Here is a 16,388-nt window from a genome sequence, read left to right on the forward strand (position 1 = left end):
ATCCGACGCTTTCGTGAGCAAGCACACTCCCACATTTGACCCAGGTTGCGCCCAATATCTGCACCAAGCACAAATCCACTGTGGGAGCGGGCTTGCTCGCGAAGGCGATTTGTCAGCAACAACGATGTCGACTGATCCGACGCTTTCGCGAGCAAGCCCACTCCCACATTTAACCCGGCTTGCGCCCAATATCTGCACCAAGCACAAATCCACTGTGAGAGCGGGCTTGCTCGCGAAGGCGGTTTGTCAGCAACAACGATGTCGACTGATTCGACGCTTTCGCGAGCAAGCCCACTCACACATTTTGGTCGGTGTGCAGGCCTCTATCGTCAGATTGATCAGGTTATTGGCAAAACGACGACACTTTGCGTCTTATTAACGTGTTCTACGCTCCCTAGAATGGCTGGCATCTTTTCCTATACTCAGACGCGCATCCTGCGTCGGGTCGCCAGCAAGGTCAGCCATGAACAAGAACAATCGCCATCCTGCAGACGGTAAGAAACCAGTCACCATTTTCGGTCCGGACTTTCCGTTCGCCTTTGACGACTGGATCGAACACCCGGCCGGTCTCGGCACTATTCCTGAGCACAACCACGGCGCCGAAGTGGCGATTGTCGGCGCCGGCATCGCCGGTCTGGTGGCCGCTTACGAGCTGATGAAGCTCGGACTGAAACCGGTGGTTTACGAGGCCTCGAAACTCGGTGGTCGTCTGCGCTCGCAGGCGTTCAACGGCACGGACGGCATCGTCGCGGAACTGGGCGGCATGCGTTTCCCGGTGTCCTCCACCGCGTTCTATCACTACGTCGACAAGCTCGGCCTTGAGACCAAACCGTTCCCGAACCCGCTGACGCCGGCCTCCGGCAGCACCGTGATCGATCTGGAAGGCAAAACCCATTACGCACAGAAACTGGCGGATCTTCCTGCACTGTTCCAGGAAGTGGCTGACGCCTGGGCGGATGCCCTGGAAGCCGGCTCGCAGTTCGCCGATATCCAGCAAGCCATTCGCGAACGCGATGTGCCGCGCCTGAAAGAGCTGTGGAATACCTTGGTGCCGCTGTGGGACGACCGCACGTTCTATGACTTCGTCGCCACCTCCGAGGCCTTCGCCAAGCTGTCGTTCCATCACCGCGAAGTGTTCGGTCAGGTTGGTTTCGGTACCGGCGGCTGGGACTCGGACTTCCCCAATTCGATGCTGGAAATCTTCCGTGTGGTGATGACCAACTGTGACGATCACCAGCACTTGGTGGTCGGCGGCGTCGAACAAGTCCCACAAGGCATCTGGCGCCATGTGCCGGAACGCTGCGTGCACTGGCCTGAAGGCACCAGCCTGAAATCCCTGCACCGTGGCGCACCGCGTTCCGGCGTGAAGAAAATCGCCCACGCGCCAGATGGCCGTTTCGCGGTCACCGACAACAACGGCGACACCCGCGAATACGCCGCCGTGCTGACCACGTGCCAGAGCTGGCTGCTGACCACGCAGATTGAATGCGACGAAACCCTGTTCTCGCAGAAGATGTGGATGGCGCTCGACCGCACGCGCTACATGCAGTCGTCGAAGACATTCGTGATGGTCGACCGGCCGTTCTGGAAGGACAAGGACCCGGAAACCGGCCGCGACCTGATGAGCATGACCCTCACCGATCGCCTGACCCGCGGCACCTATCTGTTCGACAACGGCGACGACAAGCCGGGCGTGATCTGCCTTTCCTATTCGTGGATGAGCGACGCTTTGAAGATGCTTCCGCATCCGGTGGAAAAGCGCGTTGAGCTGGCGTTGAATGCATTGAAAAAGATCTACCCGAAAGTCGATATCGCTGCGCGGATCATCGGTGATCCGATCACCGTGTCGTGGGAAGCTGACCCGTACTTCCTCGGTGCATTCAAGGGCGCGCTGCCCGGCCACTACCGCTACAACCAGCGCATGTACGCGCACTTCATGCAGGACGACATGCCCGCCGAGCAGCGTGGGATCTTTATCGCCGGCGACGACGTTTCGTGGACGCCGGCATGGGTTGAAGGCGCGGTGCAGACTTCGCTCAACGCGGTTTGGGGGATCATGAAGCATTTTGGCGGCGCGACACATAAAACGAACCCGGGCCCGGGTGATGTGTTCAAAGACATCGGCCCTATCGCCCTGCCCGAGTAAGAGGAATCCCTGATGCGTGTAGCCCTTTACCAATGTCCACCGCTGCCCCTGGACCCCGCCGCCAACCTGCAACGCCTGCATCAACTGGCGATGGAGGCCAAGGGCGCCGACCTGCTGGTGTTGCCGGAGATGTACATGACCGGCTACAACATTGGCGCCGAAGCGGTGAGTACACTGGCCGAGGTCTACAACGGCGAATGGGCGCAGCAGATCGGCCGGATCGCCAAGGCTGCCGGTTTGGCTATTGCGTATGGTTATCCCGAGCGCACCGCCGATGGGCAGATTTACAACGCCGTGCAGTTGATCGATTCGCACGGTGAGCGCCTGTGCAATTACCGCAAGACGCATCTGTTCGGTGATCTGGATCGCTCGATGTTCAGCCCCGGCGATGATGACTTCCCCATCGTCGAACTCAACGGCTGGAAACTCGGTTTCCTGATCTGCTACGACCTCGAGTTTCCGGAAAACACCCGACGTCTGGCACTCGCTGGCGCCGAACTGATTCTGGTGCCAACGGCGAACATGATTCCGTTCGATTTCGTCGCCGACGTCACCGTGCGTTCGCGCGCCTTCGAAAACCAGTGCTACGTGGCCTACGCCAACTATTGCGGCAGCGAAGGCGACATCCACTATTGCGGGCAAAGCAGCCTCGCCGCACCGGATGGCAGCCGTATCGCCCAGGCCGGACTCGACGAAGCGCTGATCATCGGCGAACTCGATCGGCAGTTGATGCTCGACTCACGCGCCGCCAATCGCTACCTCAGTGATCGCCGCCCGGAGCTTTACGGCGCGCTCAACCTGCGCTAATCCGCTAGCATTGGCACTTCACTGTTCTGGAAGTGCCCATGCCTGCGCCGACCCACCCCTGCCCCCACACTGAAACCCTGGCCAACGGCTTGCGCGTGACCCTGCGTCATGTGCCTGACCTGAAGCGCTGCGCGGCTGCTTTGCGCGTGGCCGCCGGTAGCCATGACGTGCCGCTGGCGTGGCCGGGGCTGGCGCATTTTCTTGAGCATTTGCTGTTTCTCGGCACCGAGCGTTTTCCCACGGGCGAAGGGCTGATGGCTTACGTGCAAGGTCACGGTGGGCAAGTGAATGCCAGCACGCGCGAACGCACTACAGACTTTTTCTTTGAGTTGCCGAACCGAGTATTCAGCGGTGGCCTGGAGCGTCTGTCAGACATGCTCGCCAGGCCGCGTATGAATCTGGACGATCAGTTGCGCGAACGCGAAGTGTTGCAGGCGGAATTTGTCGCCTGGTCGCAGGATCCTGCGGCGCAGCGGCAGGTTGCGTTGTATGAAGGTTTACCAGCAGACCATCCACTGCGCGGGTTTCACGCGGGTAACCGGGACAGCCTGAAGGTTGAAGATCCGGCATTTCAGCAGGCGTTGAAAGATTTCCACCAACAGTTTTATCAGACCGGGCAGATGACCTTGAGTCTGGTCGGGCCACAGAGCCTTGAAGAATTGAAATCGCTGGCGGAGCAATTCGCGGCGGCGTTACCGGCTGGGGATATAGTTATGCAGGCTGCGCCCCTGCCGCTGGCGGTGAAAAGTTATCAACAGGTCGATGAGCAGTGCGCCAATCTGATGTTTGCCTTCGATGCCCTGCCTGAATCGTCCACCGAGGCTTTGGCGTTTCTTTGCCATTGGTTGAACAGCGCCAAGCCCGGCGGATTGCTCGCGCATTTGCAGCAGCAAAAACTGGCGAATGGATTAAACGCGGCGCCGGTTTATCACTTTGTCGGACAAGCGTTGCTGCAGCTGGAGTTCACCGCTCCCACCGAATCGCTAGTAGCCATTCGCGAACAACTGCTCGATTGGTTGAGCTTCTTTGCTCAGCAGGATTGGACGTCACTGCACAAAGAATACGCAGCCCTGCTTCAACGTCGGCAGCAAGTGAGCGGCGCACTGCAACTGGCACGGCTCGACAGTGAGCAGCTGGAAAACGGCCTGTCCGATGCCGGCGTTGAAGCACTTACACAGATACTCCGCGAAATCGGCACTGTGGATAACTTCAGTGCTCACTGGCACCTGCCTGCCGCCAATCCATTCCTGCGCGCCAGTGAAGCTTTGGCCAATGCCGGGCTGATTCGCGGCCAGACCAGCGCCCACCGAGGCCTGCGTACATTTGCTCAGGATCGCTCGCGCGGACGCCGCGAACGCTCGCCGATGCAGTTCAGCCAGGCTTTGCCGGACAGCGGCGATGACGGCGCGATCTACCTGCGTTGGCAGGTGGAAGCGGCAGCCAGCGCGGATCTGCTCTCAAGGTTGCAACGCAGTCTTCGGCTCATTCTGCAAGATGCGCGTGAGGCCGGGGTCGATTTGTCTTTTAGCGCCGCAGGCAATCAATGGCTGCTGAAGCTCACCGGCCTGCAAGAGCCGATGCCCAGCGTCCTTGAGCACGCGCTGAAATGTCTGACGCAAGTTGATGCGGATTCCCCGCGCAGCGAGCCGGAAACGCCGCTTGTCGCCATCCGCCAACTGCTTAAAGCACTGCCGGAACAGGTTCTGCAACCAGCAAAAACCGGCGATGACGCCAAACACCTGTGGACAACTTCGCGCTGGGACGGCCTCGCACTGGGCCTCAACCAACCAACGCAATCCGCCATGGGCCTGGCCCTGAGCCGCATACCCGGGATCCCGGACAATCAGTTGCCCGGGCCAACAGTGATCTTCGCGCAAAAGCACTGGCGCAACATCGATTCCGCATCCAGCGAACATGCCTTGCTGCTGCATTGCCCAACCGCCAGCCGTGACATCGCAGACGAGGCAGCGTGGCGAATGCTCGCGCAACTGTGCCAGACACCGTTCTATCAGCGTTTGCGCATCGAACTGCAATTGGGCTACGCCGTGTTCAGTGCGCTGCGGCAGATCCAGGGTCAAACCAGTCTGCTGTTCGGCGTGCAATCGCCAAGTGCCAAACCTGCGGAGTTGCTTGAACACATTCAACAGTTTCTCAACGGCATTCCCGCGCTGATCGAACAGCTTGATGAAGCCAGCCTCAGCCAACACCGGCAAAACCTCGTCGATCAATTCGACGACGCCACGCTGGCCGGCAAAGATGCAGCCGAATTGCTCTGGCAGGCCAGGCTCACGGGCCACTCGTCGGATTATCTTGAGCAACTGATTGCTGCCATCGGCCAACTGGATCGCCAGGCACTGCTCAGCGCTACACAGCGCCTGATCAACGCCGAAGGCGGCTGGCTCTGCCTCGCCAGCGATCCAGCGCCCGAAACCCCATGGCAAGCGGCAAATTGATCATTACCGAGGCTGCAAGGAGCTTTCTCAAAGATTCACGGGCAATCCCGGTGAAATTTTGAGTAACATAGCAGCCTAACTATTTGGAACATCTCTGCGCTGCCGTGGACTATAACTATGGACAGCGCTATCCCACCCACCCTGAGGAGACACACCATGTCCTGGACAAAACCTGCTTACACCGACCTGCGTATCGGCTTCGAAGTCACCATGTACTTCGCCAGCCGCTGAGTTCTGCTCACGTAGAATTGCAGTGCAACGCCTCGGCTCGCCGAGGCGTTTTATTTTCCGCGTTGAAATGATGGAGTGTTCATGTTCGTCCAGATTCTGGGTTCGGCCGCTGGCGGCGGTTTTCCGCAGTGGAACTGCAACTGCGTCAATTGCGCAGGCTTTCGCGACGGCAGCCTGAATGCCAAGGCCCGCACCCAATCGTCCATCGCGATTTCCGACGACGGCGTGAACTGGGTGTTGTGCAACGCCTCGCCAGATATCCGCGCGCAACTGCAAAGCTTCGCCCCGATGCAACCGGGCCGCGCCCTGCGTGACACCGGCATCAGCGCGATCATCCTGATGGACAGCCAGATCGACCACACCACCGGCCTGCTCAGCCTGCGCGAAGGCTGCCCGCATCAGGTCTGGTGCACGGACATGGTTCATGAAGATCTGAGCACCGGTTTCCCGCTGTTCAAGATGCTCACGCACTGGAATGGCGGGCTGGACTGGAACCGCATCGAACTCGACCAGAGCTTCACCGTGGCCGCCTGCCCGAACCTGCGTTTCACCCCGCTGCCGTTGCGCAGCGCCGCGCCACCGTATTCGCCGCACCGCTTCGATCCGCACCCGGGCGACAACATTGGTTTGATCGTGGAAGACCTGAACACCGGCGGCAAATTGTTCTATGCGCCGGGGCTGGGCAAGGTCGATGCACCGCTGCTGGAGATCATGGCGAGCAGCGATTGCCTACTGGTCGACGGCACGATGTGGGACGACGATGAAATGCAGCGCCGCGGCGTCGGCACCCGTACCGGTCGCGAGATGGGTCACCTGGCACAGAACGGGCCTGGCGGCATGCTCGAAGTGCTGGAGCAGTTGCCTGAGCAGCGCAAAGTGCTTATCCACATCAACAACACCAACCCGATTCTCGATGAGGATTCGCCGGAGCGTGCGGAACTGGCGCGGCGTAATGTTGAAGTGGCGTTCGATGGCATGAGTATTGTGTTGTAAGCCGTAGACACCGATGCGCGGCCTATCGCGAGCAGGCTCACTCCTACATTGGAATGCGATCACCTGTAGGAGTGAGCCTGCTCGCGATAAGGCCGGCACAGACACCAGATATTTCTAGGGTTGTTCCCCGGAGAACCGCAATGACCGACACCCCGCTTTCCCCGGCCGAATTCGAAGCGGCCCTGCGCGCCAAAGGCGCCTACTACCACATCCACCACCCTTACCACGTGGCGATGTACCAAGGCCGCGCCACTCGCGAGCAGATTCAGGGCTGGGTCGCCAACCGCTTCTACTATCAGGTGAACATCCCCCTGAAAGACGCGGCGATCCTCGCCAATTGCCCGGACCGGGAAATCCGCCGCGAGTGGATTCAGCGCCTGCTCGACCACGACGGCGCCCCCGGCGAAGACGGCGGCATCGAAGCCTGGCTGCGTCTCGGTCAAGCGGTCGGTCTCGACCCGGATCAACTGCGCTCGCAGGAACTGGTGCTGCCCGGCGTGCGTTTCGCCGTCGATGCCTACGTCAACTTCGCCCGTCGCGCCAGTTGGCAGGAAGCCGCCAGCAGCTCGTTGACCGAACTGTTCGCGCCGCAGATTCACCAGTCGCGCCTCGACAGCTGGCCGCAGCATTACCCGTGGATCGACCCGGCCGGTTACGAATACTTCCGCACCCGCCTCGGTCAGGCGCGGCGTGATGTCGAGCATGGTCTGGCGATCACGCTGGAGCACTACAAGACCCGCGAAGGCCAGGAGCGCATGCTGGAAATTCTCCAGTTCAAACTGGACATTCTTTGGAGCATGCTCGATGCCATGAGCATGGCCTACGAACTGAACCGCCCGCCGTATCACAGCGTCACCGAACAACGGGTCTGGCATAAAGGAATCACCTTATGAGTTTCGACCGCAGCAAAGTCCCGACCTGGCGTCCCGGCTACCGCTTCCAGTACGAACCGGCGCAGAAAGGCCATGTGCTGCTCTACCCCGAAGGCATGATCAAACTCAACGAAACCGCTGCGTTGATCGGCGGTTTGATCGACGGCGAACGCGATGTCGCGGCGATCATTGCCAAACTCGATGAGCAGTTCCCCGGCGTGCCCGAGCTCGGTGACGACATCGAGCAATTCATGGAGGTTGCCCGTGCGCAGCACTGGATCGAACTTGCCTGATCTGCCGGCCAAGCCTGAAATCGGCCTGCCGCTGTGGCTGCTCGCCGAGCTGACCTACCGCTGCCCGCTGCAATGCCCGTACTGCTCCAATCCACTGGATTTTGCCGAGCAGGGCAAAGAGCTGACCACAGAACAATGGATCAAGGTATTTCGCGAAGCGCGGGAGATGGGCGCGGCGCAATTGGGCTTTTCCGGTGGCGAACCGCTGGTGCGTCAAGATCTCGCCGAGCTGATTCATGAAGCGCGACAGTTGGGTTTCTACACCAACCTGATCACTTCGGGCATCGGCCTGACCGAACAGAAAATCAGCGACTTCAAGAAGGCCGGCCTCGATCACATCCAGATCAGTTTCCAGGCCAGCGACGAGCAAGTGAACAACCTGCTCGCAGGCTCGAAAAAAGCGTTTGCGCAGAAGCTGGAAATGGCCCGCGCGGTGAAGGCCCACGGCTATCCGATGGTGCTGAACTTCGTCACCCATCGGCACAACATCGACAAGATCGACCGCATCATCGAGCTGTGCATTGCCCTCGAAGCCGACTTCGTCGAGCTCGCCACCTGCCAGTTCTACGGTTGGGCGCAGCTCAATCGTGTCGGCCTGTTGCCGACCAAGGAACAACTGGTCCGTGCGGAACGCATCACCAACGAATACCGCGCAAAACTGGAAGCCGAAGGGCATCCGTGCAAGCTGATTTTCGTCACCCCGGATTACTACGAAGAACGCCCGAAAGCCTGCATGAACGGCTGGGGCAGCATCTTTCTGACGGTTACCCCGGACGGCACCGCCCTGCCCTGCCATGGCGCCCGACAACTGCCGGTGCAATTTCCCAATGTGCGCGATCACAGCATGCAGCACATCTGGTATGACTCGTTCGGCTTCAACCGCTTTCGCGGTTACGACTGGATGCCCGAGCCGTGCCGCTCCTGCGACGAGAAAGAAAAAGACTTCGGCGGCTGCCGCTGCCAGGCGTTCATGCTCACCGGCGATGCGAGCAATGCCGACCCGGTGTGCAGCAAATCCGAACATCACGGCGTGATCCTCAAGGCCCGCGAAGAAGCCGAGACCGCCACTCAAACCATCGAACAACTGGCCTTTCGCAATGAACGAAACTCACGCCTCATCGCCAAGGGCTGAGCCTTTCAGCGCCTCGCAAGCCGTCGCTGCCGGCATGGACTTCGCCGAGTTGCAGCTCGGCGCCAACGGGTTGTTCTGGAATGAATATCGACCGGAAGATGCCGCGTGCCGGATCTGGCATTGGCGCGATGGCGTGGCGAAATGTCTGACGCCGGATGGCTTCAGTGTGCGCAGTCGCGTGTACGAATATGGCGGTGGCGCGTTTTGTCTGACGCCTGACGGGGTGGTTTTCGTTGCTGAGGCGGATCAGCAGTTATACCGCCAGAACCTCGGTAGCAGGCCGGAAGCACTGACCTCGGGTGAGTGTCGTTACGGCGATCTGCATTTTGCTTTCGGCCAAGTGCTGGCGGTCGAAGAACAGCACGATCAGCATCGGCTGGTAGCGATTGATCTGGCGGATGGCGCGCGACGGGTGCTGGCCGAAGGTGCAGATTTCTACGCGGCGCCTACCCTCAGCCCGGATGGTCAGCGTTTGGCGTGGATCGAGTGGAGCCGGCCTCATCAGCCTTGGACTTCAACACGATTGATGGTGGCTGACGGTGATTTTTCTGCGCCCCGTTGCGTGGCGGGAGACCAGGTTGAGGAGTCGATTCAACAACCGCGATTCGATGCCGAAGGTCGTTTGTACTGCCTGACTGATCGGGGTGGTTTCTGGCAGCCGTGGGTTGAAACTAGCGATGGCTTGAAACCACTGCTCGCTGCGCAGGCCGATCATGCGCCGGCACCGTGGCAACTCGGCGGCTGCACTTGGTTCCCTGTTGGAGATTCCTTTTTAGCCAGTTGGAGCGAAGGTGGTTTCGGGCGCCTGACGCTTGCCGATGAAGATTACACGGGGGACTACAGCCGCTTCCGCCATTTGGCGCTGGATACACAGAACATCTACTGCATCGCCGCCTCGCCTATCACCCCTTCGGCGGTCATCGCTATTGATCGAACCAGCCGCGAAGTTAAAGTGCTGGCCGGTGGTGTTGCGCCCCTGCCCGCTGAGCGCATCAGCCGTCCGCAAACCCTGCGCTACCCAAGCGGTACAGGTGAAGCCCACGGTTTCTTTTATCCGGCCATGAGCGGCGAGACAAAACCGCCGCTGGTGGTGTTCATCCATGGCGGCCCGACATCGGCCTGCTACCCGATGCTCGACCCGCGTATTCAATACTGGACGCAACGCGGTTTCGCCGTCGCCGATCTTAACTATCGCGGCAGCAGCGGTTATGGCCGGGAATATCGACAGGCACTGCATCTGAGCTGGGGCGAGGTGGATGTCGAGGATGCTTGTGCGGTGGTGAGTTATCTCGCCGAACAGGGTTTGATCGACGGTGAACGCGCATTCATTCGTGGCGGCAGCGCAGGCGGCTACACCACATTATGTGCGCTGGCGTTCAAACAGGTTTTCCGCGCCGGAGCGAGCTTGTACGGCGTCAGCGACCCGGTTGCGCTGGCTCGGGCAACGCACAAATTTGAAGGTGATTATCTGGACTGGCTGATCGGTGACCCCGAGCAAGACGCCGAACGCTACGCCGCCCGCACGCCGCTATTGCACGCAAACAATATCCGCGTGCCGGTAATCTTTTTTCAGGGTGAACTGGACGCTGTCGTAGTCCCGCAACAAACCCGCGACATGGTCACGGCACTCGAGAACAACGGCATCCCGGTCGAAGCGCATTACTATCCCGACGAACGCCACGGCTTCCGCCGCGCGGCCAATCAGGCGCATGCGCTGGAGCAGGAGTGGAAGTTCTATCGGCGGGTGATGGGATTTACAGACTGAAACCCTCTTCCTGTAGGAGCTGCGGCACGCTGCGATCTTTTGATCCTGATCCTCGAATTAAAATCAAAAGATCGCAGCGTGCCGCAGCTCCTACAGGTTTATGCCGCTGACTCAGCGCTTGGCGATGATATACACCGCATGCACGATCCCCGGAATATACCCGCACAACGTCAGCAGAATGTTCAACCAGAACGCCCCGCCAAACCCGACCTGCAGAAACACGCCCAGTGGTGGCAACAGAATGGCGATGATGATGCGAATGAAATCCATGGGGCAGCTCCTGTATGGGGGTTGGCTCACTTGAGCCATACAAGCTAATCGACCCGCGCCGTTCGTCAGGGTTCAGTGCAATAGCTGCCCACCGCCTTAAGCCAGAATTTTCAGCCCATGCTTCTGCACAATACTCAGCAGCTTGAGGGCCATCCCACTTGGATGTTTTTCTCCCGATTCCCACTGTTTAATCGTCGACGCACTGGTATTCAAATACCGTGCGAACACTGGCTGGCTGACATTATTGCGCTCGCGTAGCGCCTTGATCTGATCGGCCGGGATCGCTTCTGGAACCGTTGCCAGGCAAGACTCATCAAACTCCCGCATGGTTGCCTTGCTGATTGCTCCGACAGCCAGAAGAGCACTGGCTGACTCGTGTATCGATTCAAAAACTTCACTTTTGAATTTCTTACTCATGAAATATCTCCACAAACTCTTTCATCGCCAACAAATCCCGAATCTGCTCTTCAGTCAGTTGCGCGTACACCTTGGCTAACTTTCTTAAATCCTTCAGTTCTGTGTGAGTGATGTTGCTCTGATCTTTCTTTGCAAACAGCACTTGATAGATCCAATAGCGCCCTCCCTTCGCCAAAACAATTGAGCGATGACGGTTGGCGCTCAATCGTTTCTTCCAGACGCCACCACCAAGATCGTCAGCCTGACCTGCAAGCATCTGGCAAAACGCCTCCCGAAGCTCCTCGTCGCTGATCCATGCCTTGCCGGCTCGTATCGCAAAACCTTTGGTTTTGAACAGCCTGAATGACATCGGTATCCCTTCCCAAAAAACATACCACCCAGTGGTATAGATTACAAAGCCATCCGTCTCGAAAATATCGATCGGCCTTAACCCGCATTCCCTGCCGGCGCTTTCTAAAAAACCATTCGTACCACGAACACTCAAGGACTAATCGCCACCTGCAAAACCCGGCCACAAAAAAAACGCCCCACGCCAAAAGAATCAGGCGTGGGGCGTGCGTTATACCGCGAGACGGTTCTTGGAATCGGGTGGGAAACTTCAGTTCAGACGGCAATCCCCTTGCGGCATTGCAGTTGTGCGGTGCGCACTCGCGAGAAGGCGCGGCCCAGGCGCAGGAGCATTTCGTCGATGTTGGTTTTGCTCACGGTGAGCGCTGGGGTGAAGCGCAAGCAGTTGGCTTGCGGGGCATTGAGCAGGAGGCCTTCGTGCAGGGCTGCATGGACCACAGCATCGGCGGAATCGTCCGACAGGGTCAGACCATAGAACAGGCCTTGGCCGCGCAATTCGCCGTGGTCATAGCGGTGCGCCAATCGAGCCAGGCCTTCGCGCAGGTATTGGCCGTTGTCGTTGATCTGCTGGAGGAAGCTGCGGTCGTGCACGCTGTCGAGCACTACCAGACCGGCCGCCGTCATCAATGCATTGCCGTGATGCGTACCGCCGAGCTCGCCGGCCTCGAAACAACATGCTTTGCCCCGCGCCAACAATGCCGCCAACGGCACACCGCCGCCAAGCCCTTTACCGAGCACGACGATATCGCCGCGCACGCTGTAGGACTGTTCCGCGAGCAACGTGCCGCAGCGGCCGATGCCGGTTTGCACTTCGTCGAGGATCAGCAGAATGCCCAGTTCACGGCACAGACGCTCGACACCCTTGAGGTAATGCTCGGTGGCCGGGATTACACCGGCATCACTCTGGATCGGCTCCAGCATGATCGCCACGGTCTGCGCATCGACCGCCGCATGCAGCGCCGGTAAATCGTTGAACGGCACCAGATCAAAACCCGGCAGCAGCGGCGCGAAACGGTTGTGCAGGTTGCAGCTGTCCGAGGCGGAAATCGTCGCCAGACTACGGCCATGACACCCCTGCTTCGCAACGATGATCCGCGACGCGCCGCCGCGATGCAGTTGGCCCCACTTGCGCGCCAGTTTGATCGCCGCTTCACAGGCTTCGCTGCCGCTGTTGAGCAGGTAAGCCTGATCGCTGGAGGTCGCGGCGCACAGGCGTTCGGCGAGGCTGAGCATGCCGCGATTGTGTAGATTGAATCCGGGATTGATCAGCGCCTGCGCCTGACTGCTGATGGCTTTCACCAGCGCCGAAGGGCTGTGGCCGAGGCTGTTGGCGCCACCAGCTTGGGAAAAATCCAGGTAAGCGCGGTCGTTACTGTCCCATAGCCACGAACCCTGACCACGGATGAATACCTGTTGCGGCCGTCCGACGCTGGGCATCAGGCGCTCGGCGCTGAGATTTTCGTTATGGTCAGATGGATTGGCCTCGAAAGCGAGGTCATCAAGACTCGGCGTCTGACGCCGCAAACTGAACAGATTCATTGAAAAACACCTCGTTTCAGGTGTTTTGAACTGCCTATGCAAACACTGTCGAAGCGAACGCTATTCATCGCGTTTTCTGGCCCTGTAAGCCTTGTGAATACGGTTAGACTAGGCTCACTGACGCCCGCGGGCCATTTCGATTTCCCAGCATTTTCGATAAGCATTACTTATGGATTTCAAACAACTGCGTTATTTCGTCGCGGTCTACGAAGAAGGTCATGTTGGCCGCGCCGCTGAACGCCTGTCGATCTCGCAACCGGCACTGTCGCAGCAGATCCGCCAACTCGAGCAAAACCTCGACGTCACTCTGTTCGAACGCAGCAGCAAACGCCTGCTGCCAACTCTCGCCGCGCACACGCTGTACAACCATGCCTTGCCATTGCTTGATGGCTTGCAACGGGCGCGCGAGGCATTGGGCAACTTCAAGGGCCAGGCCTTGCGTACGCTGGCGATTGGCGTGCTGCAAACGGTTCACACCAGTCTGGTGCCGCAAATGCTCGAACGGGTGCGCAAGGCGCAACCGCATCTGGTGGTGCAAATTTACGAATTGACCGGACTTGAGATCGAGCGGCGACTGCTCAACGGTTCATTGGACATCGGCATCAGTTATCTGCCGCCACGCCAACCTGGGCTGCACGGCGTAATGCTCTACGAAGATGAACTGACGCTGGTGATCCCGGCGGATCATCCGTTGCGTGAATTCAAGAAAGTCTCGATGCGCCAAGCGGCAGAACTGCCCATGCTGCTGTTGGGCGAAGAGTTTCAGATCCGCCAGATCTGGCAGGCGCAACTGACCGCCCTGGGACGACGCCCGCAAGTGCAGGCCGAGCTGAACAATATGGTGGGGATTCTCGACAGTCTGCCGCACACCAGACTGGCGACGGTGCTGCCCGGGCGTTCGCAGAAGGAATACGACGATCAGGATCTGTTGTGGAAACCGCTGAGCGAACCGCGGGTACCGCTGAAAGTGGGCCTGGTCTGTCGCGATGTGCAGCGTCAGCAGGCGCCTTTGGCGCTGTTGCAGACATTGCTGGAGGAAGTGATGGCGCGTGAAGTGCGGCCAGAGAGAGATCCTTTGGTCTGAGCACTTTTCTGCAGGCAAAAGAAAACCCCGCCGAAGCGGGGCTTTGCAGACTGTTTCCCTGACATCCATTTCACTCCGCCACCCTGGCAGAATCCTACGTGTCCGTGTTGTTGCTTTGCGCTTCCTGCGCGACGTCCATGAAATGTAGATTAGCTGTGGATCCAATCCGCGCCTATGGGAGAACAGCAGCACGTCATGTAAGAGAATGCTTACATGACGCGATCACATCAGAATTGCGCCGCATCCAGCAGGAACAGCGACTCGCTACCCGCCTTGACCGACGCGCTCAGCGAGTGAATACGCGGCAGCAAACGGGCGAAATAGAAGCGCGCAGTGCCGAGCTTGCTGGCATAGAAATCGTCCTGCGCTTCTTTGCCCAGTGAGGCTTTGGCCATCAATGCCCACATGTAGGCGTAGGAAACGTATCCAAACGCTTGCAGATATTCGACCGAAGCCGCGCCGATTTCGTTCGGGTTGGTTTTCGCCCGATCCAGCAGCCACGAGGTCAGCTCGTCGAGGGTGCCGACGGCATCGTTCAGCGGTTTGGTGAATTCGCCCAGATCGGCACTGGCGGTAGCGGTGAAATGGCGGATCTCATCGGCGAACAGTTTGTAGAACGCGCCGCCGCTGCCGACGATCTTGCGCCCGACCAGGTCCAGTGCCTGAATGCCGTTGGTGCCTTCGTAGATTTGCGTGATGCGCACGTCACGCACCAGTTGTTCCTGACCCCACTCGCGGATGTAGCCGTGGCCGCCGAAAATCTGCTGGCCGTGCACGGTGGTTTCCAGACCCAGATCGGTAAGGAACGCTTTGGCCACCGGCGTCAGCAACGCAACCAGATCTTCCGCACGTTTGCGGGTGGTGGCATCTTCGCTGAACTTGGCAGTGTCGAGTTGCATCGCCACGTAAGTGGAGAACGCGCGTCCACCTTCGTTCGAGGCTTTCATGGTCAGCAGCATGCGCCGCACGTCCGGGTGGACGATGATCGGGTCAGCGACTTTGTCTTTGTTCTGCGCGCCGGTTGGCGAACGGCTTTGCAGACGGTCGCGGGCGTATTCAACAGCGTTCTGATACGAACGCTCGCCAGTCGCCAGGCCTTGAATGCCAACACCGAGACGCTCGTAATTCATCATGGTGAACATCGCGGCCAGGCCTTTGTTTGGCTCGCCGACCAGATAACCGACGGCTTCGTCGAAGTTCATCACGCAGGTCGCGGACGCCTGGATGCCCATCTTGTGTTCGATCGAACCGCAGGTCGCCGGGTTGCGTGCGCCCAGGCTGCCATCGGCATTGACCATGAACTTCGGCACGAGGAACAGCGAGATGCCCTTCGGGCCCGCCGGGGCGTCCGGCAGTTTCGCCAGTACCAGATGGATGATGTTTTCGGTAAGGTCGTGTTCGCCACCGGTGATGAAGATCTTGGTGCCGCTGACCTTGTAGGAACCGTCGGCCTGAGGCTCGGCTTTTGTACGAATGATCCCCAGATCGGTACCGGCATGCGGCTCGGTCAGGCACATCGAACCGGCCCAGATGCCGGCATACATGTTCGGCAGGTAGGCGGCTTTCAGCTCTTCGCTGGCGTGGGCGTTGATCGACAGGCAGGCGCCGGCGGTCAGCATCGGGTACAGACCGAACGACAGGCTGGCGGAGTTGACCATTTCTTCGACTTGCGCCGACACGGCTTTGGGCATGCCCATGCCGCCGTATTGCGGATCACCGCCAACGCCGACCCAGCCGCCTTCGGCATAAGTCTGATAAGCCTGTGGGAAACCTGCCGGGGTGGTGACGGCACCGTCGGCCCAGTGGCAGCCTTCTTCGTCAGCGGCACGGCTCAGTGGCGCGATGCTTTTGCTGGTGACCTTGCCGGCCTCTTCGAGAATGGCTTCAACAGTTTCGGCGTCGACGGTCTCGGCCAGTGCTGGCAATTCGGCCCAGAGTTTGGCGACCTCGAACACTTCATTGAGGACGAAGCGCATATCGCGCAGCGGCGCTTTGTAGTCAGCCATGGCAAACCTCGCAAGATCTAAACAGGTGATTC

Annotated in this window: 15 protein-coding genes; 10 read left to right on the top strand and 5 right to left on the bottom strand. The window is 59.3% G+C overall.

Features of this window, described 5'->3' with window-relative positions; translation table 11 throughout:
- Positions 1-463: 463 nt before the first annotated feature.
- The 9 genes from QOM10_RS26735 (at position 464) to QOM10_RS26775 (ending at position 10,692) form a co-directional block, all read left to right on the top strand.
- The gene (locus tag QOM10_RS26735) at positions 464-2,146 is read left to right on the top strand and encodes a flavin monoamine oxidase family protein (protein WP_316917209.1); all 1,683 of its coding nucleotides are present in this window, start codon (positions 464-466) and stop codon (positions 2,144-2,146) included.
- 12 nt (positions 2,147-2,158) lie between these two features.
- Positions 2,159-2,953: a carbon-nitrogen hydrolase family protein gene (locus tag QOM10_RS26740; protein WP_316917210.1), complete on the top strand. Its 795-nt coding sequence runs from the start codon at positions 2,159-2,161 to the stop codon at positions 2,951-2,953.
- A gap of 38 nt (positions 2,954-2,991) precedes the next feature.
- Positions 2,992-5,406 (top strand): pyrroloquinoline quinone biosynthesis protein PqqF, encoded by a 2,415-nt coding sequence (gene pqqF / locus QOM10_RS26745; protein ID WP_316917211.1) that lies wholly within the window; start codon positions 2,992-2,994, stop codon positions 5,404-5,406.
- A 156-nt stretch (positions 5,407-5,562) separates the two neighbouring features.
- On the top strand, positions 5,563-5,637 hold the full coding sequence (gene pqqA / locus QOM10_RS26750; protein WP_003422658.1) for a pyrroloquinoline quinone precursor peptide PqqA: 75 nt from the start codon (positions 5,563-5,565) through the stop codon (positions 5,635-5,637).
- A gap of 81 nt (positions 5,638-5,718) precedes the next feature.
- The gene (gene pqqB / locus QOM10_RS26755; RefSeq protein ID WP_093429954.1) at positions 5,719-6,630 is read left to right on the top strand and encodes a pyrroloquinoline quinone biosynthesis protein PqqB; all 912 of its coding nucleotides are present in this window, start codon (positions 5,719-5,721) and stop codon (positions 6,628-6,630) included.
- A 140-nt stretch (positions 6,631-6,770) separates the two neighbouring features.
- Complete coding sequence (pqqC, locus tag QOM10_RS26760; protein WP_093429953.1) at positions 6,771-7,523, top strand: pyrroloquinoline-quinone synthase PqqC; 753 nt, start codon at positions 6,771-6,773, stop codon at positions 7,521-7,523.
- Entirely contained in the window at positions 7,520-7,795 is a 276-nt protein-coding gene (pqqD, locus tag QOM10_RS26765) for a pyrroloquinoline quinone biosynthesis peptide chaperone PqqD (RefSeq protein ID WP_095050301.1), read from the top strand. The genes pqqC and pqqD overlap by 4 nt, the downstream gene beginning before the upstream one ends.
- A complete protein-coding gene (gene pqqE / locus QOM10_RS26770) occupies positions 7,788-8,927 on the top strand; it encodes a pyrroloquinoline quinone biosynthesis protein PqqE (RefSeq protein WP_410479235.1) in 1,140 nt (379 codons plus the stop codon). The genes pqqD and pqqE overlap by 8 nt, the downstream gene beginning before the upstream one ends.
- A complete protein-coding gene (locus QOM10_RS26775; protein WP_316917212.1) occupies positions 8,893-10,692 on the top strand; it encodes a S9 family peptidase in 1,800 nt (599 codons plus the stop codon). Before pqqE ends, QOM10_RS26775 begins: the two co-directional genes overlap by 35 nt.
- 111 nt (positions 10,693-10,803) lie before the next feature.
- On the opposite strand, the gene QOM10_RS26780 is transcribed toward QOM10_RS26775, so the two are convergent.
- The 4 genes from QOM10_RS26780 to QOM10_RS26795 form a co-directional block, all read right to left on the bottom strand.
- Complete coding sequence (locus QOM10_RS26780; RefSeq protein ID WP_003228885.1) at positions 10,804-10,962, bottom strand: YqaE/Pmp3 family membrane protein; 159 nt, start codon at positions 10,960-10,962, stop codon at positions 10,804-10,806.
- Between the two features lie 96 nt (positions 10,963-11,058).
- Complete coding sequence (locus QOM10_RS26785) at positions 11,059-11,379, bottom strand: helix-turn-helix domain-containing protein (protein ID WP_127930012.1); 321 nt, start codon at positions 11,377-11,379, stop codon at positions 11,059-11,061.
- Positions 11,372-11,728 (bottom strand): type II toxin-antitoxin system RelE/ParE family toxin, encoded by a 357-nt coding sequence (locus QOM10_RS26790; RefSeq protein WP_127930463.1) that lies wholly within the window; start codon positions 11,726-11,728, stop codon positions 11,372-11,374. The genes QOM10_RS26785 and QOM10_RS26790 overlap by 8 nt, the downstream gene beginning before the upstream one ends.
- Before the next feature lie 254 nt (positions 11,729-11,982).
- A complete protein-coding gene (locus QOM10_RS26795) occupies positions 11,983-13,266 on the bottom strand; it encodes an aspartate aminotransferase family protein (RefSeq protein ID WP_150749681.1) in 1,284 nt (427 codons plus the stop codon).
- Between the two features lie 169 nt (positions 13,267-13,435).
- Here QOM10_RS26795 and QOM10_RS26800 point away from each other — a divergent pair, with 169 nt between their 5' ends.
- Positions 13,436-14,350, top strand: a complete 915-nt coding sequence (locus QOM10_RS26800) for a LysR family transcriptional regulator (RefSeq protein ID WP_127930014.1) — start codon at positions 13,436-13,438, stop codon at positions 14,348-14,350.
- A gap of 227 nt (positions 14,351-14,577) precedes the next feature.
- Here the strand turns inward: QOM10_RS26800 and QOM10_RS26805 are convergent, their stop codons facing one another.
- A complete protein-coding gene (locus QOM10_RS26805; protein ID WP_316917213.1) occupies positions 14,578-16,356 on the bottom strand; it encodes an acyl-CoA dehydrogenase C-terminal domain-containing protein in 1,779 nt (592 codons plus the stop codon).
- Positions 16,357-16,388: the final 32 nt, after the last annotated feature.

The organism is Pseudomonas sp. P108 (genome assembly GCF_032613195.1).
Taxonomy (GTDB): Bacteria; Pseudomonadota; Gammaproteobacteria; order Pseudomonadales; family Pseudomonadaceae; genus Aquipseudomonas.